Raw genomic sequence first — 19,385 nt, 5'->3', positions numbered from 1 at the left:
CGGGGCGGCCGCAGGATTGAAGATGTTTTTTGGCTGTGGTCGGCATGGATAATGCGGTGTCAGCTATCAAAAAAAGAGCAATTTCAAGGGCCTTCACAGGTTCACGCAGGGTCGGACAAGGGCTATTGGAACAGTTTTGACGGCTCGATGCCGTCGTACATCCACTTCAGTCCAGCAAATCCCGCGCTTTCCTGGCCGCCCTGGAACAGCTGGTTGCGCAGTTCGCGCTGCACGCCGGCGGCGTGGTAGATGTCGCCATAAAAACGCGCGGTCAACTGCACCCTGCCGGTGCGCAGGTAGCGGGCCTGCTGGTACTTCTGGAAAGCCAGCGGCACATCGTTGCGTGCAAAACGCAGGGCTTCGCGCAACACCACGGCGTCTTCGATCGCCTGTCCCGCGCCTTGGGCCAGGTACTGCAGCATGGGGTGGGCCGCATCGCCGAGCAGCGTCACGCGCCGGTCGGTCCAGTTCTTGACCGGCTCGCGGTCGCACAGCACCCACATTTTCCAGGTCTCGATCTTGCCGAGCAACTCCCGGACCTGCGGACAGGCGTCGCGGAAACGTTCTGTGAGCTCCGCCGGGTCGCCGAAGGTGTTCCAGCCCTCGTCGTACTTGCTGCTGTGGAACACCGCGACCAGGTTGAACAGCTCGCCGCGGCGCAGCGGGTAGTGCACCAGATGGGTTTTTTCGCCGCCCCAGAGCAACACGTCGTCGCTCCACAGGTGGGTGGGGACGTCCTCGCGCTTGAGCACCGCGCGGTAGGCAATGTGGCCGGAGACACGGGGCTTGCCGTCGCCGACCACCGCTTCGCGCACCTTGCTCCACAGACCGTCAGCCCCGATCAGCGCCACGCCCGGCAGGGTTTCGCCGCCGACGAGCCGGACACGCACGCTGTCCGCGGTCTGCTCGAAGGACTCGAGCTTCGCCTGGGTGCGCAGCGTGATGTTGGGCAGCTCCCGGCAGGCGTCGAGAAACACCTGGTGCAGGTCGGCGCGGTAGATCACGCCATAGGGAAAACCGTAGATGGCGCGGGACACGTCGCCCAGCGGCACACGCACCACTTTCTCTCCGGTGCGCACATCGTTCATGCCCAGGCCGGGCGGAAAAAATGAGACCTTGCTGACCACATCGGTCAGGCCGAGCCAGGCAAACATCTTGAAAATATTCGGACCGAGCTGGATGCCGGCACCGATCTCGCCAAAGCTGGTGGCCTGTTCCAGAACCGTCACGGCGTGGCCGTCGCGCGCCAGGACCAGGGCCGTCGCCAAGCCGCCTATGCCGCCGCCGGCGATGATGATGGGGTGGGGAGATGTCACGGTGAATCCGGTGTCGGTAGGGAAGGATTGGGTAGATGATAAGTATACTTATCATTAATCCATACAGTGATTACCCTGAGCGTTTAAACTCGCGCCATGTCAAAAAGCTATAACTTCGGCGAAGCCCCGGGGCACCAGATCCGCCGTGCCCACCAGTTGTCGATCGCCCTGTTCATGGACGAAACGGCCGGCTTTGACGTGACGCCGGTGCAGTTCGCGATTCTCAATGCCCTGATGGACGACCCCGGCGAAGACCAGGTCACGCTGGCGGGGCGGGTGGCTTTTGATGCCGCCACCTCGGGTTCGGTGATAGGCCGGCTCGAGGCCAAGGGCTGGGTGCGGCGCGAGGCGGATCCGGCGGACAAGCGGCGCAAGCTGCTCTGGGTCACGCCGGAAGGCGAAAAAGTCGCGCTGCAGATGAAACGGGCCGTCAGCCGGGTTCAGTCGCGCCTGCTGGGTCCCCTGAGCGTGGCCGAGCGCAAGCAGTTCGGCGCGCTGCTCGGCAAGCTGATTGCCGGCCACGAGGACATGGCCTGAGCCTGGCCTGTCCCGGATCCCGGGCCTTCAGTCCGATTTGGCCAGCAAGGTGAAGTGCTCAACCACCGGCGGGCCGGCAAAAAACGGTCCGACGATGGCACGCCACTCGGCGAAAGCCGGGGATTCGCGGAAACCCACGGTATGGTCTTCCAGCGTGTCCCAGAAAATCTGCAACACGTAACGCTCGGGGCTTTCAATGCCTTTGTTGACCTTGAAGCCCTGGAACCCTTTGGCGCCGGCAATCACGGTGGTCAGGCCGCGCTGGATGGCTTCGTCAAAAGCGGCTTGCTGGCCGGGCTGGATGCGGATGTCGGCGAGTTCGAGAATCATGGCGTGTCCTATGTATGGATCAGTATTGGCTGGCCGGTAACTCTACCGTCAAACCGTCGAGTGCGGGGCTCAGGCGGATCTGGCAACTGAGCCGGCTGGCGGGCGTGGCCGGTACCGCCGTGAAAGCCAGCATGGCGCGCTCCTCGGCGTCGGCCGGCGGCAACTGGCTGGCAAACGGTTCGCGCACCAGCACATGGCAGGTCGCGCAGGTCAGGGTGCCGCCGCAGTCGGCCGCGATGCCGGTGATGCCGCCGGCCACGGCTGCTTCCATCAGGCTTTGGCCGATTTTGGCCCGGACCGTTGTGGATCGTGCGTCAGCAGCTATGAAATTAATAGTAATCATGGGTGATTTGAACATCAGATGCGGCTGAAGTATTCGCGCCGCTGCCAGTCGTCCTTGTCCTCGGCCTGGTCATGGCGCGCGATTTCCGACTGCTTGATGCGCGTGAAATAGTGGATGAAACTCTCGCCAAAGGCTTGCACCATCAGCGGGTCGGCCTGCAGCGCGTCCAGCGCTTCGCCCAGGCTGGTTGGGATGCGGGTGCCGGCGTCGCCATAGGGTGCGTTGGTGGCCACCGGCGCCCTGAGCCCGCGGCGGATGCCGTCCAGCCCGGCGTGAATCTGCGAGGCGAGGTACAGATACGGGTTGGCAGCCGGCTCGCCGATGCGGTTTTCGATGCGTGTGGCCTTGTCCTGACATTGGCCCACCACACGCAGCATGGCGCCGCGGTTGTCGCGGCCCCACAGCACCGACTGCGGTGCCAGTGCGTTGGGCCTGAAGCGGCCAAAACCGTTGATGGTCGGCGTGCAGAACACCGTCATGCCGCGTGCATGCGCCAGCAGGCCGGCCAGGTAGTGCTCCCCGAGCTGGGACAGCGTGTACTGCGCGTCGGTCGGCTGGGTGCCTGCTGCGGGGGCCTCGCGCTGGAACAGGTTGGCACCGGTCTGCAGGTCCACCAGCGACTGGTGCAAATGCCAGCCGCTGGACATGATGTTCGGAAACGGCGGGCGGCACATGAAGGTGGCGTGGTAACCGGCGCGGCGCAGCGCCTGTTTCACCGCGCTGCGAAACAGCACCATGTTGTCGGCGGCGGTCAAGGCGTCGGTGGCCTCGAACACCGCTTCGACTTGGCTGGGGCCCAGCTCGATTTCCAGCGAATGCAGGGGCAGGCCCAGCGCCTGCGCCGTGTGCTGCACGATGCGCAGCGGCTCGTCGGCCATGTCAACGCAGTTCTCGGCCAGCAGGTTGTAGCCAGGGTGGATCATCGCGACCCGGGGCGGCAGGCCGGGCCAGGCGGCTTGCTCGGGGTCCAGCTGGTCCTCGGCCCCGTCGTCTGTGATGCGGTAGACGTGAAACTCGATTTCCAGCCCGCATTTCATGCCGTAACCGGCCTCGGCCAGCTGCGCCAGGGCGCGCTGCAAAATGCGCCGCGTGTCCAGTTCGACGGCAGTGCCGTCCTGCATCCAGGGCTGAGCCTGGACCCAGCCGGTGGCCGGTGCCCAGGGCAGTTGCCGAAAGCTCGCGGGATCGGCCAGCAGCAGCAGGTTGCTGGCGAACTCGAAGCCCGGCAACCCGGCTGTGCCGCCGGCCTCGAAGACCTTGAATGCGGTGCGATCCGACGTGTCCTTGAGCAGCAGGGTGCTGACCATGCCTACGCCGTCCTGCATGGCCCCTGCGGCGGCTCCGGCTACCAGGGTCTTGCCGCGCAGCATGCCGTGTATGTCGCACCAGGCAACACGCACCAGCTCGACACCGCTGGCGTCCATCAGCTGCGCGGTGTGGGCCAGCGCGCGTTGCCGCGCGGCATCGTGGACGCCGCATTGTTCGGCAAAGCTGCTCATTGGGCGGCTTCGACAGGCTCAGCCCGAACGGAAGAGGTCCAGGGTGCATTGGCCTGCTTGGCCCGGGCCTGTTCCTGCCACCAGGCCGGCCATTCACCGGCCGGCGCAATGCCGTCCACCGTGTCCGGCCCGCGCATCTGCGCGGCCTGCGCGGCGTCGGCGATGCCCGGTGCCACGCCGCCTTCCTGCACGGTGGCAATCGCCTTGAGCAGCGCGCGGCGGTTCGCCATGATCACCTTGTCCGAAGTGCCCAGGTGCTCGCGCGTGCGGTCCTGGATGGCACCCATGCTTTCCACCGCCCACTGGTCGTGCACATTGATGTCTTCCTCGCCCATGCCCAGGTAGGTCTGGGTGCGCTGTTCCTCGGCATTGAAGCCCCAGTTGTTGTGCCGCCCCGCGTTCGGGATGTAGTCGGGCAGCGAGATGAACTGCTGGCGCTGCGCACGCATGCTCTCCTTGTCCAGCGGGCCGGCAAAACTCGTGAAGAAGGAGTACCAGTAGGTGTGGGTGTCATCCACCGGCACATGCATCTGCGTGATGGTCATGGTTTCCGACAGCGGAATCACGAAGGTGGCGGGAAAAATAGCGTGGGTCACGCGCACATGCGTGAGCTTGTCGTTCATGGGCCGCAGGGCTGTCAGTTGCATGCCCCAGGGCTTGGTCTCCACACTGATCTCGGGCTGCGCAAACTCGCGCATGATGCGCGTCATCGGCCATTGCTCGCCGTCGATGGCGCCGGCGCTGGCGCTGCGGAACTGCTTGCCCGCCGCGTTGTTGCCGATGTCCTCCAGCGCCTCGTCCTGCAGGAAGCGGTGCAGAAAGGACGGGTGCGCCGGGTCGATGCCGACCTCAAAAGCCTGCAGCCAGTTGGCGTTCCACAGGCCCTTGAAGGCAAAGCTGTGCGTGGCGGGTGCGCTGAAGCAGTCAAAGGCCGGCAGCGGCGGCGGGGTCGACCCCTCCGGGCCCAGCCAGGCAAAAAGCACGCCGCTTTGTTCGCGCACCGGGTAGCTGCGCTGCTTCACGCGCTCACACAGCTTGCTGCCGGTGGGTTCGGCCGGGGTCTCCAGGCACTGGCCCTTCACGTCGAACTTCCAGCCGTGGAAGGGGCAGCGCAGGCCATCGCCTTCGGCGCGACCGAACGACAGGTCGGCACCGCGGTGCGGACAGTCGCGGTCCAGCAGGCCATAGTGGCCCTGGTCGTCGCGGAACAGCACCAAGTCCTGGCCCATCAGGCGCACGGCCTTGACCGGGCGTTTTTCCATGCGCGGGTCCAGCGCCGGGTTGAATTCATCGACCAGTGCCGCCGGCTGCCAGTAGCTGCGCAGCAGGGCGCCGCAAGGCGTGCCGGGGCCGACGCGGGTGATCAAATCGTTCTGTTCTGCGTTCATGGAGGGCCTTTGCCTGAAACGGTATACCGAAATTTGATTTCAGTGTACATTCCGGTTCATGAACTTGCAAGAGACGGTGTTGATCCAGTTGCGCGACCTGATCCTGCGCGGCGAATTCGAACCCGGCCAGCGCCTGGCCGAGCAGCAGCTCGCCGAGCGCCTGGGCGCCTCGCGCACGCCCGTGCGCGCCGCGCTGGTGACGCTGGAGCAGGAGGGGCTGGTCGAAGCCAACGAGACCGGCAAGTTCCTGGTGCGCCAGTTCACGCCGCGCGAGGTGGCCGACGCCATTGCCGTGCGCGGGCACCTCGAAGGCATGGCGGCCCGCCTGGTGGCGGAACACGGCGTGTCGCGCCAACTGCAGCTGGACCTGCAGGCCTGCCTGGATGACGGGGACAACGCGCTGGCGGCCAATCCGCTGACTTACGAGAGTTATGCCGACTACGCGGCCATGAACGACCGCTTCCATGCTCTGATTCTGGAGGCCTGCGGCAACCGGGCGCTGCAACGTGCGGTGGCACTCAACAACAAGCTGCCGTTTGCGCCGGCCTCGGCCATGCTGCCGATGCAGGGCACAGTCACGCTGGACCGCGACTGGATGCTGTATGCACATCGCCAGCATCACATGTTGTTCGCCGCACTCAAGGCGGGCGAGGGCGCACGGGCGCAGGCGCTGGCGGTCGAACACACGGAAGTGGCGCAGATGAATTTGCGCATGGCGCTGGAGCGCCGGGCCGAGACCGAGCAGGTGCTGCCGGCCATCCGCCTGGTGGTGGGGCGTTGACGGCGCCAGCGGCTCCGGTCAGTTTCACCGCGGCCGGTGTGCGACGCGGCTTTCTCGCCGCCCAGGTGCTGGCGCCCGGCGTGACGCTGTACGCCATGGTTTTTGGTGTGCTGGCCAGCGAACGCGGCATGTCCTGGCTGCAGGCCCTGCTGATGAGCGCCGCCGTTTATTCAGGCAGCGCGCAGCTGGCGGCGCTGCAGGGCTGGACGGCGACGGCCGCGGTCACGCCGGTCATCGTCACCATCCTGGTCATGAATGCGCGTTATGTGCTCTACGGTGCGGCCATCCAGCCGTGGCTGGTTGGCCTGCCGCGCCACCAGAGCTGGGGCTCGCTGTTTTTCCTTGGCGACGGCAGCTGGGCCATGGCTATGCGCGAGTACGAAACCGGCTACCGCGACGCGGGTTATGTGTTCGGCTCCGGCGTGGCGATGTTTGTGCCCTGGCTGGGTGGCACGCTGGTCGGCCATCTGCTGGCCGGCAATGTGCCCAACCCGGCGGCCTTCGGGCTGGACTTCATGCTGGTGGCTTTTGCCGCGGCCATCGGCATGGTGCTGTGGCGTGGCAGGTCCGACCTGTGGCCGGCCGCTGCGGCAGGGCTGGTGGCGCTGCTGCTGCATCGCTTGCTGCCCGGCGCCTGGTACATCGTTGGCGCGGGCATCGCGGGCGGGGTGATGGGAGCGTGGCGCCATGGCCGTTGAACCGGCCTTCCTGCTGGCGCTGGTGGGCATGGCGCTGGCGTCTTTCGCCTGCCGCATCAGCGGCTTCCTGCTCATGGGTTATGTGCGCATCACGCCGCGGGTGGAGGCCGCGCTCAAGGCGATTCCGCTGTCGGTGATGGTCGGCATCGTGACGCCGGCCGCCACTTCGGGCAAGCTGCCTGAACTGCTGGCCCTGCTGGCGGTGGGGCTGGTGATGAAGCTGGTGCGCAACGATCTGGCCGCCGCCGTGGCCGGCGCGGCGACGGTGGCTGTCGCGCGCTGGGTCATGGGTTGAAGCGGATTATTCCTTCGCGACCTGCAGCACCAGCTTGCCGAAGTTCTCGCCGTTGAAGAGCTTGAGCAGGGTTTCGGGGAAGTTCTCCAGCCCGTCCACCACGTCTTCCTTGCTCTTCATCTTGCCTTCTTTCAGGTAGCCGGCCATCTCGGCGATCGCCAGCGGATAGCAGTCGGCGTAGTCGAAGACCACAATGCCTTCCATGCGTGCGCGGTTGACCAGCAACGACAGGTAGTTGGCCGGGCCCTTGACCGGCGTGGTGTTGTTGTACTGGCTGATGGCGCCGCAGATGATGATGCGGGCGCCGCGCGTGATGCGCGTCAGCACCGCGTCCAGAATGTCGCCGCCGACATTGTCGAAATAGATGTCCACGCCTTTCGGGCAATGTTCCTTCAGCCCGGCCTTGACGTCGCCGGCCTTGTAGTCGATGCAGGCGTCAAACCCCAATTCCTTGACGACCCAGTCGCACTTGGCCTTGCCGCCGGCAATGCCGACCACGCGGCAGCCCTTGAGCTTGGCGATCTGGCCGACGGTCTGGCCGACGGCGCCCGCCGCACCCGACACCACCACGGTGTCGCCGGGCTTGGGCTGGCCCACATCCATCAGACCGAAGTAGCCGGTCATGCCGGGCATGCCCAGCACATTGAGCCAGGAGGTCAGGCCCATGCGCGGGTCGATCTTGAACATGCCGCTGCGCTTGATCTGGGCTTCCGGAATCAGGCAGTACTCCTGCACGTCCAGCCCGGCGTTGACATAGTCGCCCACGGCAAAGGCCGGGTTGTTCGAGGCGATCACCTTGCCGACGCCACCGGCACGCATGACCGCACCGATTTCCACCGGCGGGATGTAGCTTTTGCCCTCGTTCATCCAGCCGCGCATGGCCGGGTCCAGGGAAAGGTAAAGGGTTTTCACCAGCACGCCGCCGGGGCCGGGTTCGGCCACCGGCTCGGTGGTGAAGCTCCAGTTGTCGCGGGTCGGCAGGCCGACCGGGCGGCTGGCCAGGCGGACCTGGTGGTTGGTCAGTGTGGTGAGGGTGCTCATGGGTGTCTCCGGGGAAGTGGCTGGCAGGCAAAAGGCAATGGTAGTGGCGGCCTGCCCGCGCGTCAGTCGCGCAGGCGATTCGGTCGTGGGCCATGCGGCGTTGGCTCTGCTCCGTTCCCTTTCTGGGGTTATGCTTTCAGCCATGAAACTCCACAACTACTTCCGCTCTTCCGCGTCCTTTCGCGTGCGTATTGCGCTTGAACTCAAGGATTTGCGCTACGAGTACATTCCTGTCCACATCGCCAGGGGCGACCACAAAAAAGAGGCTTACGCCGCGCTGTCGGCCGACACCCTGGTGCCGCTGCTCGAAGTGGATGGCGAAAAACTCTCGCAGTCCATGGCCATCATTGAATACCTCGATGAAAAACACCCGACGCCCGCACTGCTGCCGGCCGATGCGCTGGGCCGCGCCAGGGTGCGCGCGCTCGCGCAGTCGATTGCCTGCGAGATCCACCCGCTCAACAACCTGCGTGTGCTCAAGTATCTGGTGCGTGAGCTCAAGGTCGATGAAGAGGCCAAGAACGCCTGGTACCGCCACTGGTGCCGCGAAGGGCTGGAAGCCTTCGAACGCCAGCTGTCCCAGTTGCCGCCGTCCACCTACTGTTATGGCGAGACGCCCACCCTGGCCGACTGCTGCCTGGTGCCGCAGATCTTCAACGCGAAACGCTTCAACGTGAACCTGGAGGGCCTGGGCCGCACGATGGCCGCATTTGACGCCTGCATGGCGCTGCCGGCCTTCCAGAAGGCCCAGCCGTCGGCCTGTCCGGACAACGAGCCCTGAACGCAGCCTGAGGAAGACCTTGCATCCCGACTGGCTGATCCCTGACTGGCCCGCCCCGCCCGGTGTGCATGCGGTTTTCACCACCCGGCAGGGAGGTGTGTCCGTCGCGCCCTGGGACAGCATGAACCTCGGCGACCACGTTGGCGATGACCCCGAGCGGGTGGCCGCCAACCGGGCACGACTCGGCGAGGCCATGGCGGCCAGGCCGGTATTCCTGCAGCAGGTGCACGGCACCGGCGTGCTGACCCTCGATGCCGGCACGGCGCAGGGCCAGCCGGCCGACGCCGCCGTCACCACGCAGCCCGGCGTGGCATGCACCATCATGGTGGCCGACTGCCTGCCGGTGTTGCTGAGCACGCGGGACGGGACGGTGGTGGCCGCCGCCCACGCCGGCTGGCGCGGGCTGGCGGGCACGCAGGGGCGCGGTATCCTGGAGTCGGTTTACGAGTCTTTTAGTGCCCTGGCCCTTATGGATCCAGCGCAGGTCGCTATAAATACGATAGCGTGGCTAGGCCCCTGCATTGGCCCGACCGCGTTCGAGGTGGGTGCGGAGGTGAGGGCGGCGTTTGTCGAAGGTGATCCGCTGGCCGCCGCTTGCTTCACGGCACTGGCATCCGGCAAGTACCTCGCCGATCTGGCCGGTCTGGCCCGCCTGCGGCTGCAGGCCCTGGGCGTCACGCAGGTTGACGGCAATGACGGCACCCCCCCCTGGTGCACGGTGGGCAACAGCTCAAGGTTCTTTTCGCACCGGCGCGATGCCGGCCCCGGCGGCAACGGGTTTCACACCACCGGACGCATGGCTGCCTGCATCTGGCGTGACTGAGTCCGTTGCGGACGAGTCGGGTGCCATCGCACCGGCTTCTGCCGCTTCGCGCGCCTTGATGGCCTTGCGCCTGGCCGGTGCTCGCATCAGGTAAACCACCAATGCCACTGGCCCCACACCGTAGAGTACAAAGGTGACGAGGGCGCCCAGCAGCGTGCCGGTGGAATGGGTGGCTTCGGCGACGCTCATCATGAGCACCACGTAGATCCAGGCGATGACGATTAAATACATAAAACTTTGTGGCGCGTGATGAGCAGGGAAAGGTTTTCCACGATACTAGAGACGACCCGCTGTGGGCCCAACAGCTCGGTAAAGAGCGCACAACAAGAGCCGGTCGGCAGATCGGTGAGACAAGCATGAATTCTGACGCAAACCTCGCGCAAGCAGCCCGGCAGATGCAAGAAACCTTTGCCCAGGGACTGCAGCAGGTCATGGGCGCCATGGCCGGCGCCGGCTTGGGGACTGCGCCCGGCTTTGTTCCCCTGGGCCTGACGGACATGCCGGCGCCGCCGCCCTTGCAGCTCGATCCGGCCAAATTGCAGGAACTGCAGCAGACCTACCTCAACGAGATCAGCGCCCTGTGGAACAGCGGCCTGCAATCGGGCACCGATGCCGGCACGCTGGCCGACCGGCGCTTCGCTGCTGAAGCCTGGCGCAGCAACCCCGTGGCCCGGTTTTCTGCGTCCGCCTACCTGCTCAACGCCCGCACCCTGATGGGGCTGGCCGACGCGGTGGAGGGCGACGAAAAAACCAGGGCCCGTGTGCGTTTTGCGGTCGAGCAGGCGATGGCGGCATCGGCCCCCAGCAACTTTCTGGCACTCAATGCCGATGCGCAGAAAAAGGCCATCGACACCCAGGGCGCCAGCATCGCCCAGGGACTGCAGAACCTGCTCAGCGACATGCAGCAGGGCCATGTGTCCATGACCGACGAGCGTGTGTTCGAGGTCGGCAAAAACGTCGCCACCACCGAGGGTGCGGTGGTGTTCGAGAACGAATTTTTCCAGCTGCTCGAGTACAAGCCGCTGACCGCCACGGTGCACGAGCGGCCCTTCCTGCTGGTGCCGCCCTGCATCAACAAGTTCTACATCCTGGACCTGCAGCCCGAGAACTCGCTGATCCGTTATGCCGTGGCCCAGGGCCACCGGACCTTTGTTGTCAGCTGGCGCAACCCCGACGAGTCCATGGCCGACAAAACCTGGGACGACTACATCGAGAACGCGGCCATCCAGGCGATCGAGGTGGTGCAGGACATCACCGGCGCCAAAACCATCAATGCGCTGGGTTTTTGTGTCGGCGGCACGATCCTGGGCACGGCGCTGGCGGTGCTCGCTGCGCGTGGCGAAAAGCCGGTGGCCAGCGCCACCTTGCTGACCTCGCTGCTGGACTTCAGCGACACCGGCATCCTCGACATCTTCATCGACGAGCAGTCGGTCAAGTACCGCGAGATGCAGATGGGCAAGGGCGGGCTGCTCAAGGGCCAGGACCTGGCCTCGACCTTCAGCTTCCTGCGCCCGAATGACCTGGTGTGGAACTACGTGGTCGGCAACTACCTCAAGGGCGAAACGCCGCCGCCGTTTGACCTGCTCTACTGGAACAGCGACTCGACCAACCTGCCGGGCCCGTTTTACGCCTGGTATTTGCGCAATACCTACTTCGAGAACAACCTGGCCAAACCAGGCAAGCTCACCGTCTGTGGCCAGAAGGTTGACCTCAGCAAGCTGGACATGCCGGTCTACATCTACGGCTCGCGCGAAGACCACATCGTGCCCATCGGCGGGGCCTATGCCTCGACGCAGGTGCTGCCGGGCAAGAAACGTTTTGTCATGGGGGCCTCGGGCCACATCGCCGGCGTGATCAACCCGCCCGCCAAGAAGAAACGCAGCTACTGGACCAACGACAAGCTGCCGCAAGGCAAATTTCCGGTCCGCCAGGCCGACTGGCTCCAGGGTGCGACGGAACACCCCGGCAGCTGGTGGACCGACTGGTCGGACTGGCTCAAGGGCCACGCCGGCAAGCAGATCGCCGCACCCCAAACTTATGGCAGCCGCAAGTACAAGGCCATCGAACCGGCGCCGGGCCGTTATGTCAAGGTCAAGGCCTGACGCGCCACACGTGTTGAACCCATTCACTGGAGAAAGTACATCATGGAAGACATCGTCATCGTTTCAGCGGCCCGCACCGCCGTCGGCAAGTTCGGCGGCAGCCTGGCCAAAATCCCCGCGACCGAACTCGGTGCGGCCGTCATCAAGGCAGTGGCCGAGCGCGCCGGCCTGTCGGCGGACCTCATCGGTGAAGTCATCCTGGGCCAGGTGCTGGCGGCCGGCGTGGGCCAGAACCCGGCGCGCCAGAGCGTGGTGAAAGCGGGTTTTCCGCACGCCATCCCCGGCCTGACCATCAACGCGGTCTGCGGCTCCGGCCTGAAGGCCGTGATGCTGGCCGCGCAGGCGGTCGCGACCGGCGACAGCGAGATCGTGATTGCCGGCGGCCAGGAGAACATGAGCGCCGCACCGCACGTGCTCAACGGCTCGCGCGAAGGCCAGCGCATGGGCGACTGGAAAATGATCGACTCGATGATTGTTGATGGCCTGTGGGACGTCTACAACCAGTACCACATGGGCATCACCGCCGAGAACGTTGCCAAGAAATACAGCATCAGCCGCGAGATGCAGGACGAACTCGCCCTGGCCAGCCAGACCAAGGCCATGGCGGCGCAGGACGCCGGCAAGTTCAAGGACGAAATCGTGCCGTTTTCCATCCCGCAGAAAAAGGGCGACGCCGTCGTGTTTGCGGCCGACGAGTTCATCAACCGCAAGAGCAGCGCCGATGGCCTGGCTGGCTTGCGCCCCGCCTTCGACAAGGCCGGCGGCGTGACGGCAGGCAATGCCTCGGGCATCAACGACGGCGCGGCCGCTGTCATGGTGATGACGGCCAAAAAGGCGGCGGCGCTGGGCCTCAAGCCCCTGGCCCGCATCGCCAGCTACGCGACCAGCGGGCTCGACCCGGCTTTCATGGGCATGGGCCCGGTGCCGGCCTCCACCAAGGCGCTGGCCCGCGCCGGCTGGAAAGCGCAGGACCTGGACCTGCTGGAGATCAACGAAGCCTTCGCGGCGCAGGCCTGCGCCGTCAACAAGGAAATGGGCTGGGACACCAGCAAGGTCAATGTCAACGGCGGTGCCATCGCCATCGGTCACCCGATTGGTGCATCCGGTTGCCGCATTCTGGTCACGCTGATCCACGAAATGGTCAGGCGTGATGCCAAAAAAGGCATTGCCAGCCTGTGTATCGGTGGCGGCATGGGGGTTGCCCTCACACTGGAACGCTAAATATGGGTTAAAACAGGTCGTGGCCCTTGCCGCTTGTGCGCTGCCAGCTATTTATTTGATAGCAATGCAGAGCCGGCGCCCCAGCCGTCAGGTTTTTCCCACGACGTTGGAAATTGATAATTAAAGGAGCAAGACATGGCAAAACGAATTGCATACGTGACCGGCGGCATGGGGGGCATCGGAACCGCCATCTGCCAGCGCCTGCACAAGGACGGCTTCACCGTGGTGGCCGGTTGTGGCCCGACGCGTGACTTCACCAAATGGATAGACGAGCAGAAAGCGCTCGGCTACACCTTCCACACCTCGGTCGGCAATGTCGGCGACTGGGACTCCACCGTTGCGGCCTTCGACAAGGTCAAGGCCGAGCACGGCGCGGTCAGCGTGTTGGTCAACAACGCCGGCATCACGCGCGACGGCCAATTCCGCAAGATGAGCAAGGCCGACTGGGACGCGGTGATCTCCACCAACCTCGACAGCATGTTCAATGTCACCAAGCAGGTGATCGAAGGCATGATCGAGGCTGGCTTTGGCCGCGTCATCAACATCTCGTCGGTCAACGGGCAGAAGGGCCAGTTCGGCCAGGTCAACTACTCGACCGCCAAGGCCGGCCTGCACGGCTTCACCATGGCGCTGGCGCAAGAGGTGGCCGCCAAGGGCGTGACGGTCAACACCGTGAGCCCGGGCTACATCGGCACCGACATGGTCAAGGCCATCCGCCCCGACGTGCTGGAGAAAATTGTCGCCGGCGTGCCCGCCAAACGCCTGGGCACCCCGGAAGAAATCGCCTCCATCATTTCGTGGATTGCCTCGGACGAAGGCGGCTATGCGACGGGGGCCGACTTCTCGCTTAACGGTGGTTTGCACATGGGCTGAGGCTTCCAGCCTGTCAGTATCCAGAAGAAACCCGCTTCGGCGGGTTTTTTGTTTTCTGTTTTTATAATGAAATGAGGCTGGAAAGCCTTCACCCCCAATTCGTTCTGCGGCAGGCGCCTGTTTTTGGCAAGTGCTCACGCAGGGTCCCTCCACCGCCCTGTCTGAAGGAACCCCTTTCGCATGCCGCACAGCGTCTCTCTCATCAGCACCATTGCCGCCGGTCTGGGTCTCGCCCTGATCTTCGGTTTTATCGCCGCGCGCATGAAGCTGCCCTCGCTGGTAGGCTACCTGCTGGCCGGGGTGCTGATCGGCCCCTTCACGCCCGGCTTTGTGGCCGATGCCGCGATTGCGAGCCAACTCGCCGAGATCGGCGTGATGCTGCTGATGTTCGGCGTGGGCCTGCACTTCTCGCTCGACGACCTGCTGGCCGTGCGCAAGATCGCCGTGCCTGGCGCGGTGGTGCAGATGACGGTCGCCACGGCACTGGGCATGGGCCTGGCGCACTGGTGGGGCTGGAACCTGGGCGGCGCGCTGGTGTTCGGCCTGTCGCTGTCGGTGGCCAGCACCGTCGTGCTGTTGCGCGCGCTGGAAGCGCGCGGCGTGCTGGATTCGGCCAACGGCCGCATTGCCGTGGGCTGGCTGGTGGTCGAGGATCTGGCCATGGTGCTGGTGCTGGTGTTGCTGCCGCCGCTGGGCGGCTGGCTGTCGGGCCGGGGCGAAGCCGATGTCGATTCGCTGTGGAAGACGCTGGGCCTCACGCTGCTGCAGGTCGGCGGCTTTGTCGCGCTGATGCTGGTGGTCGGGCGCCGTTTTTTCCCCTGGGTGCTGTGGCAGGTGCAGCGCACCGGCTCGCGCGAACTGTTCACCCTGTGTGTGGTGTCGGCAGCCGTCGGCATTGCCTTTGGCGCAACGGTCCTGTTTGGTGTGTCGTTTGCACTTGGTGCTTTTTTCGCCGGTATGGTGATGCGCGAGTCGGAGTTCAGCCACCGCGCGGCTGAAGAGTCATTGCCGCTGCGCGATGCGTTTGCCGTGCTGTTTTTTGTCTCGGTCGGCATGTTGTTCGACCCCTGGGTCATCGTCGAGCGACCGCTGCAGGTGCTGGCGGTCGTCGCCATCATCGTGGTCGGCAAGTCTCTGGCCGCAGCGGCGCTGGTGCTGGGCTTTCGCTACCCGCTGAACACGGCGCTCACGGTGTCGGCCAGTCTGGCGCAGATCGGCGAGTTTTCCTTCATTCTTGTGGCCATGGGGGCGTCGCTGGGCCTGTTGCCCCCCGAGGGCCAGAGCCTGGTGCTGGCCGGCGCATTGATCTCGATTGCACTGAACCAGTTGGTGTTCCGGGCGGTGGAACCGCTGCAGCAATGGATTCTGGCCCGATCGCCGATTGCCCGGAAACTCGAGGCGCGCGATGATCCAACGGCCGAACTGCCCGCCAGCACCGAAGAAAAATACCTGTCGCGCCAGGTGGTGCTGGTCGGTTACGGTCGGGTGGGGCGGCGTATTGCGCAGGCCCTGACGGCCAACCAGCTTCCCTATGTGGTGGTGGAACAGAACCGCGAGGTGGTCGAAAGACTGCGATCAGAAGGCCTGATGGCCGTGTCGGGCGATGCGGCGGAACCTGTGGTGCTGGTCCAGGCTCACATCGCCAATGCCCGCATGCTGGTGATCGCCACACCTGACACTTTGAACGTGCGGCAGATGGTCAACACCGCGCGCACGCTCAACCCCGAGATCGAAATCGTGGTGCGCACGCACAGCGAGGCCGAGGCGAAATTGCTGGAGAGCGAACACGCCGGCAAGATTTTCCTGGGCGAGGAAGAACTGGCCCAGTCGATGATGCGGTATGTGCTGGAGCGGTCGGCTCTCGCGCAACGTCACACGTGATCCCGCCCTGGATCATTTACTGTGACGGTAGCGCGGTGCCCAACCCCGGCCGCATGGGCCTGGGCGCGGTGCTGGTGGCGCCTGACGGCACGCGGCACGCGCTCTCGATGGCGACGGATGCGCGGGGCTGCAACAACGAGGCGGAGGCGAGGGCGCTGATGGCGGCGCTGCGCGACGCCCAGGCGCGCGGGGCGACGGCGCTGCAGATTTACAGCGACAGCAGTCTGCTGGTGGCGCAACTGGGCGTCGTGGACGTGCCGCCTGTGCTGCGGCTGGCCGCGTTGTATGACGAGGCGGGTGCCTTGCTGGCGACCTTCACCCACACCTCGCTGCACTGGATACCGCGTCACCGCAATGGTGAGGCGGATACGCTGGCCCGCGCTGCCCTGGGCCTCCTGCCAAAGACGCTGGCGAAGCTAAAAAAGAAGGGGCGGCGATAGGTCCGGGCACCCAGACCGGGCGCCCCCATGCGCTGGTGTCAGAGCACCTCGCTGGCGAAATCGGCCAGGCGTGAGCGTTCGCCGCGCGCCAGCGTGATGTGCCCGCCGTGCGGCCAGCCCTTGAAGCGATCCACGGCATAGGTCATGCCCGACGAACCCTCGGTCAGGTAAGGCGTGTCGATCTGTGCGAGGTTGCCCATGCAGATGATCTTGGTGCCCGGGCCGGCGCGGGTGATCAGCGTTTTCATCTGCTTGGGCGTCAGGTTCTGCGCCTCGTCGATGATCACGTACTTGTTCAGGAAGGTGCGGCCGCGCATGAAGTTCATGCTCTTGACCTTGATGCGTGAGCGGATCAGTTCGTTGGTGGCCGCGCGGCCCCATTCGCCGGAGCCGCTGTCGTTTTTGCCCAGCACCTCGAGGTTGTCGTCGAGTGCGCCCATCCAGGGGCCCATTTTTTCTTCCTCGGTACCCGGCAGGAAGCCGATGTCTTCACCGACGCTGACGGTGGCGCGGGTCATGATGATCTCGGTGTAGCGGCGGTCGTCCAGCACCTGCGTCAGGCCGCTGGCCAGGGCCATCAGCGTCTTGCCGGTGCCGGCCGTGCCCGCCAGCGTGACAAAGTCGACCTCCGGGTCCATCAGCAGGTTCATCGCGAAGTTCTGCTCGCGGTTACGCGTGGTGATGCCCCACACTGCATTTTTGAGGTGGGTGTAGTCCTTCAGTGTTTTCAGCACCGCGGTCTTGGCGCGGATTTCGGTGACGCGGGCGTACAGCGGCGGCTCGCCGGGCGCCTCGAAAAACACAAACTGGTTGATTAGCAGGCTGCCGACGATGGGGCCGGTGATGCGGTAGAAGGTGTGGCTGCCCTGCTGCCAGCTTTCGATGGTCTTGCTCTGGCGGGTCCAGAAGTCAGCCGGCAGGGGCAGCGAGCCGGCGTACAGCATGTCGCCGTCTTCCAGCGTCTTGTCATTCTGGTAATCGTCGGTGGCCAGGCCCAGGGCCCTGGCCTTGACGCGCATGTTGATGTCCTTGGACACCAGCACCACATCGCGCGGCGCGTATTCCTTGCGCAACGCTTCGACTACGCCGAGGATCTGGTTGTCGGCCTTGCCCTGCGGCAGGCTCATCGGCAGCGAGTAGTCCAGCGGCTTGGTCTGGAAGAACAGGCAGCCACCGGCTTCCTTGTGCCCGGTGGTATCGAGCTTGAGGCCCTTGGCAATGTCGGCGCCGCTGGTGCCGGCCAGCGCGTCCAGGGTGCGGCTGGTCTGGCGGGCATTGCGCGCCACTTCGGTCATGCCCTTTTTGTGGCCATCGAGCTCTTCAAGCACGATCATGGGCAAAAAGATGTCGTGTTCCTCGAAGCGGAACAGGCACATCGGGTCGTGCATCAGCACATTGGTGTCGAGCACAAACAGCTTGGCCGGGCCCGTATGCTTGGGCTTCTTGGGCTTGGCGGCGGGCTCCGGACGGACGGCCGCCTGCGGTTCCTTGTGGTAACTGTCGGTGTCTTTCGCCTGGCGCGCAGGCTCCTTGGGCAGATACGCGGCCGGCTTGGCCTCGCCACCGCCGGAACGGCTGTCAAAAAGGTCCAGTGCCGCCGTCTTGTGTGCCGGTCCGGCCTGCTCCGTCTTTCGCGTCGTCCTGGCATGCGTACGGACCGGCGTTTCCAGGGCGTCGGCAGAGAGCAAGGCGGCACGTTTGGTCGGGGCGGGTGGCAAGGGCATGGTGCTTGAAACTCACAAGGTTGGGGTTCTAAAAGCGAAAAAGCCGCCTGGAGGCCAAGGCGGCTTTTTCGGTGGGCGCAGTCGCTAAGGTCAACAGCATGAAGTCATTATGCACGACTCGCGTGACAGGGCAGACGGCTTTTGGTGACGCGGCGAAAGGGGCTTTTCAGGCCGCTTTTTTCAGTGCCTTGACGGCCTTGAGCACGTCGTCCACATGGCCGGGCACTTTCAGCCCGCGCCACTCTTCCTTGAGCATGCCGTCGGCGCCCACGAGAAAGGTGCTGCGCTCGATGCCCTTGACCTTTTTGCCGTACATGATCTTGTTCTTGACCACGCCGAACATGTGGCACATTTTTTCTTCGGTATCGGCAATCAGCTCGAAGGGCAACTCCAGCTTGGCCTTGAATTCGTCGTGCGACTTCATGTTGTCGCGCGAGACGCCGAACACGGTGGCGCCGGCCTTGACGAAATCCTTGTAACGATCGCGGAACTGCATGGCCTCGGTGGTGCAGCCGGGCGTATTGTCCTTGGGGTAAAAATACAGGACCACCACATGACCCAGGTGGGTTTGGTTGGAGACTTTGACGCCGCTTGTGGCGTTGGCTTCAAATTCCGGGAGTGGTTTGTTGACGACGACTGCCATACTGCGTGGACCCCTGACAAAAGTAATTGTGATATGTCGTTGGCTTTGACCGCAAAATTTGGGCCAAACCCCCGACGTTGCACCAAATGCAACCCTAGATTTTACCCTGAAAGCAGCTTGCTCACCCGTGGGCGCGATCTGGCGGTTCAATCAGCAGGGCGGTCAGCACAATCCGGCCTTCGCCAGCGAGGATGTTGTAGGTGCGGCAGGCTGCCAGCGTGTCCATGGTTTCGATGCCGATGCGCGCCGCCATCAGGCTGCGCAAAAAGGCCGGCGGCGCAAAACGCAGGCGGCTGCCGCTGCCGAAAATCACCAGCTCGGGCCGGGTATCGGCCAGGCGCTCGAAGTGCGCCGGCGTGAGGTCTTCGAAACGGGCGCAGTCCCAGGCGAACTTTTCGCCGCGTGAGCCGATCACGATGCTTTGCTCTATTTTTTCGGCCACCCCCTGGTTGCCCAGCCCTATCCATCCGGGGCCATAGCCAAGAATGGATTGAACGTCGAGGCGGTCGGGCTGTAATTTCATGCGGTGTTCAGAAGGGGTGGGGTGGGGGGCTGCCGGCCAGCGAAATCGCGGGTTTATGTGGTCAAATTATAGATTCCGTCCCAATTTCCGCTTACCCCTGCGTCCATTGCGCCTTTGCAGGCTTTGCGTTTGCTGAAGAACGACCA

At 64.6% G+C, this 19,385-nt stretch carries 21 protein-coding genes; 11 read left to right on the top strand and 10 right to left on the bottom strand.

The window, feature by feature from the left end:
• Window positions 1–122: 122 nt before the first annotated feature.
• A complete protein-coding gene (locus B7G53_RS13155; protein WP_096668356.1) occupies window positions 123–1,316 on the bottom strand; it encodes a 3-hydroxybenzoate 6-monooxygenase in 1,194 nt (397 codons plus the stop codon).
• Window positions 1,317–1,412: 96 nt separating this feature from the next.
• Here B7G53_RS13155 and B7G53_RS13150 point away from each other — a divergent pair, with 96 nt between their 5' ends.
• Window positions 1,413–1,853 carry a MarR family winged helix-turn-helix transcriptional regulator gene (locus B7G53_RS13150; protein ID WP_096668354.1) on the top strand — a complete coding sequence of 147 codons (441 nt, stop codon included), beginning with the start codon at window positions 1,413–1,415 and terminating at the stop codon, window positions 1,851–1,853.
• Between the two features lie 27 nt (window positions 1,854–1,880).
• Here the strand turns inward: B7G53_RS13150 and B7G53_RS13145 are convergent, their stop codons facing one another.
• From B7G53_RS13145 to B7G53_RS13130, 4 genes are read right to left on the bottom strand one after another with little or no spacing between them, the layout of a single operon-like run.
• The gene (locus B7G53_RS13145) at window positions 1,881–2,183 is read right to left on the bottom strand and encodes an antibiotic biosynthesis monooxygenase family protein (protein ID WP_096668352.1); all 303 of its coding nucleotides are present in this window, start codon (window positions 2,181–2,183) and stop codon (window positions 1,881–1,883) included.
• 19 nt (window positions 2,184–2,202) lie between these two features.
• Complete coding sequence (locus B7G53_RS13140; protein WP_255250007.1) at window positions 2,203–2,541, bottom strand: 2Fe-2S iron-sulfur cluster-binding protein; 339 nt, start codon at window positions 2,539–2,541, stop codon at window positions 2,203–2,205.
• Window positions 2,541–4,025 carry a glutamine synthetase family protein gene (locus tag B7G53_RS13135; protein ID WP_096668348.1) on the bottom strand — a complete coding sequence of 495 codons (1,485 nt, stop codon included), beginning with the start codon at window positions 4,023–4,025 and terminating at the stop codon, window positions 2,541–2,543. The genes B7G53_RS13140 and B7G53_RS13135 overlap by 1 nt, the downstream gene beginning before the upstream one ends.
• Entirely contained in the window at window positions 4,022–5,413 is a 1,392-nt protein-coding gene (locus B7G53_RS13130) for a Rieske 2Fe-2S domain-containing protein (RefSeq protein WP_096668346.1), read from the bottom strand. The genes B7G53_RS13135 and B7G53_RS13130 overlap by 4 nt, the downstream gene beginning before the upstream one ends.
• 58 nt (window positions 5,414–5,471) lie before the next feature.
• Between B7G53_RS13130 and B7G53_RS13125 the strand changes: the two genes are divergently transcribed.
• The 3 genes from B7G53_RS13125 to B7G53_RS13115 are packed head-to-tail and all read left to right on the top strand — an operon-like array spanning window position 5,472 to window position 7,187.
• Complete coding sequence (locus B7G53_RS13125; protein WP_096668344.1) at window positions 5,472–6,194, top strand: GntR family transcriptional regulator; 723 nt, start codon at window positions 5,472–5,474, stop codon at window positions 6,192–6,194.
• Window positions 6,191–6,892, top strand: a complete 702-nt coding sequence (locus B7G53_RS13120) for an AzlC family ABC transporter permease (protein WP_255250006.1) — start codon at window positions 6,191–6,193, stop codon at window positions 6,890–6,892. Before B7G53_RS13125 ends, B7G53_RS13120 begins: the two co-directional genes overlap by 4 nt.
• Entirely contained in the window at window positions 6,882–7,187 is a 306-nt protein-coding gene (locus tag B7G53_RS13115; RefSeq protein WP_096668342.1) for an AzlD family protein, read from the top strand. Before B7G53_RS13120 ends, B7G53_RS13115 begins: the two co-directional genes overlap by 11 nt.
• A gap of 6 nt (window positions 7,188–7,193) precedes the next feature.
• On the opposite strand, the gene B7G53_RS13110 is transcribed toward B7G53_RS13115, so the two are convergent.
• A complete protein-coding gene (locus B7G53_RS13110; protein WP_096668340.1) occupies window positions 7,194–8,228 on the bottom strand; it encodes an NADP-dependent oxidoreductase in 1,035 nt (344 codons plus the stop codon).
• 142 nt (window positions 8,229–8,370) lie between these two features.
• Here B7G53_RS13110 and maiA point away from each other — a divergent pair, with 142 nt between their 5' ends.
• On the top strand, window positions 8,371–9,009 hold the full coding sequence (gene maiA / locus B7G53_RS13105; RefSeq protein WP_096668338.1) for a maleylacetoacetate isomerase: 639 nt from the start codon (window positions 8,371–8,373) through the stop codon (window positions 9,007–9,009).
• Window positions 9,010–9,028: 19 nt separating this feature from the next.
• The gene (gene pgeF / locus B7G53_RS13100; protein ID WP_096668336.1) at window positions 9,029–9,832 is read left to right on the top strand and encodes a peptidoglycan editing factor PgeF; all 804 of its coding nucleotides are present in this window, start codon (window positions 9,029–9,031) and stop codon (window positions 9,830–9,832) included.
• Here pgeF and B7G53_RS13095 read toward each other — a convergent pair.
• Entirely contained in the window at window positions 9,740–10,063 is a 324-nt protein-coding gene (locus B7G53_RS13095; RefSeq protein WP_096668334.1) for a hypothetical protein, read from the bottom strand. The genes pgeF and B7G53_RS13095 overlap by 93 nt on opposite strands.
• 125 nt (window positions 10,064–10,188) lie before the next feature.
• Here B7G53_RS13095 and B7G53_RS13090 point away from each other — a divergent pair, with 125 nt between their 5' ends.
• From B7G53_RS13090 to B7G53_RS13070, 5 genes are all read left to right on the top strand, one after another.
• Window positions 10,189–11,934: a PHA/PHB synthase family protein gene (locus B7G53_RS13090; protein WP_096668332.1), complete on the top strand. Its 1,746-nt coding sequence runs from the start codon at window positions 10,189–10,191 to the stop codon at window positions 11,932–11,934.
• Between the two features lie 42 nt (window positions 11,935–11,976).
• Window positions 11,977–13,155 carry an acetyl-CoA C-acetyltransferase gene (locus tag B7G53_RS13085; RefSeq protein ID WP_096668330.1) on the top strand — a complete coding sequence of 393 codons (1,179 nt, stop codon included), beginning with the start codon at window positions 11,977–11,979 and terminating at the stop codon, window positions 13,153–13,155.
• A gap of 135 nt (window positions 13,156–13,290) precedes the next feature.
• Complete coding sequence (gene phbB, locus B7G53_RS13080) at window positions 13,291–14,028, top strand: acetoacetyl-CoA reductase (protein WP_096668328.1); 738 nt, start codon at window positions 13,291–13,293, stop codon at window positions 14,026–14,028.
• Between the two features lie 180 nt (window positions 14,029–14,208).
• Complete coding sequence (ybaL, locus tag B7G53_RS13075) at window positions 14,209–15,909, top strand: YbaL family putative K(+) efflux transporter (RefSeq protein WP_096668326.1); 1,701 nt, start codon at window positions 14,209–14,211, stop codon at window positions 15,907–15,909.
• Window positions 15,909–16,349, top strand: a complete 441-nt coding sequence (locus tag B7G53_RS13070; RefSeq protein WP_096668416.1) for a ribonuclease HI family protein — start codon at window positions 15,909–15,911, stop codon at window positions 16,347–16,349. The genes ybaL and B7G53_RS13070 overlap by 1 nt, the downstream gene beginning before the upstream one ends.
• Window positions 16,350–16,387: 38 nt before the next feature.
• On the opposite strand, the gene B7G53_RS13065 is transcribed toward B7G53_RS13070, so the two are convergent.
• From B7G53_RS13065 to B7G53_RS13055, 3 genes are all read right to left on the bottom strand, one after another.
• The gene (locus B7G53_RS13065; protein WP_096668324.1) at window positions 16,388–18,073 is read right to left on the bottom strand and encodes a PhoH family protein; all 1,686 of its coding nucleotides are present in this window, start codon (window positions 18,071–18,073) and stop codon (window positions 16,388–16,390) included.
• Window positions 18,074–18,239: 166 nt separating this feature from the next.
• Entirely contained in the window at window positions 18,240–18,716 is a 477-nt protein-coding gene (locus B7G53_RS13060) for a peroxiredoxin (protein ID WP_096668322.1), read from the bottom strand.
• A 121-nt stretch (window positions 18,717–18,837) separates the two neighbouring features.
• Entirely contained in the window at window positions 18,838–19,239 is a 402-nt protein-coding gene (locus B7G53_RS13055) for an Mth938-like domain-containing protein (protein ID WP_096668320.1), read from the bottom strand.
• Window positions 19,240–19,385 lie beyond the last annotated feature (146 nt).

Source organism: Polaromonas sp. AET17H-212, assembly GCF_002379085.1.
Taxonomy (GTDB): domain Bacteria; phylum Pseudomonadota; class Gammaproteobacteria; order Burkholderiales; family Burkholderiaceae_C; genus Polaromonas.
The sequence above is the reverse complement of the archived record's forward strand: the minus strand, read 5'-3'. Positions and strand labels throughout refer to the sequence as shown.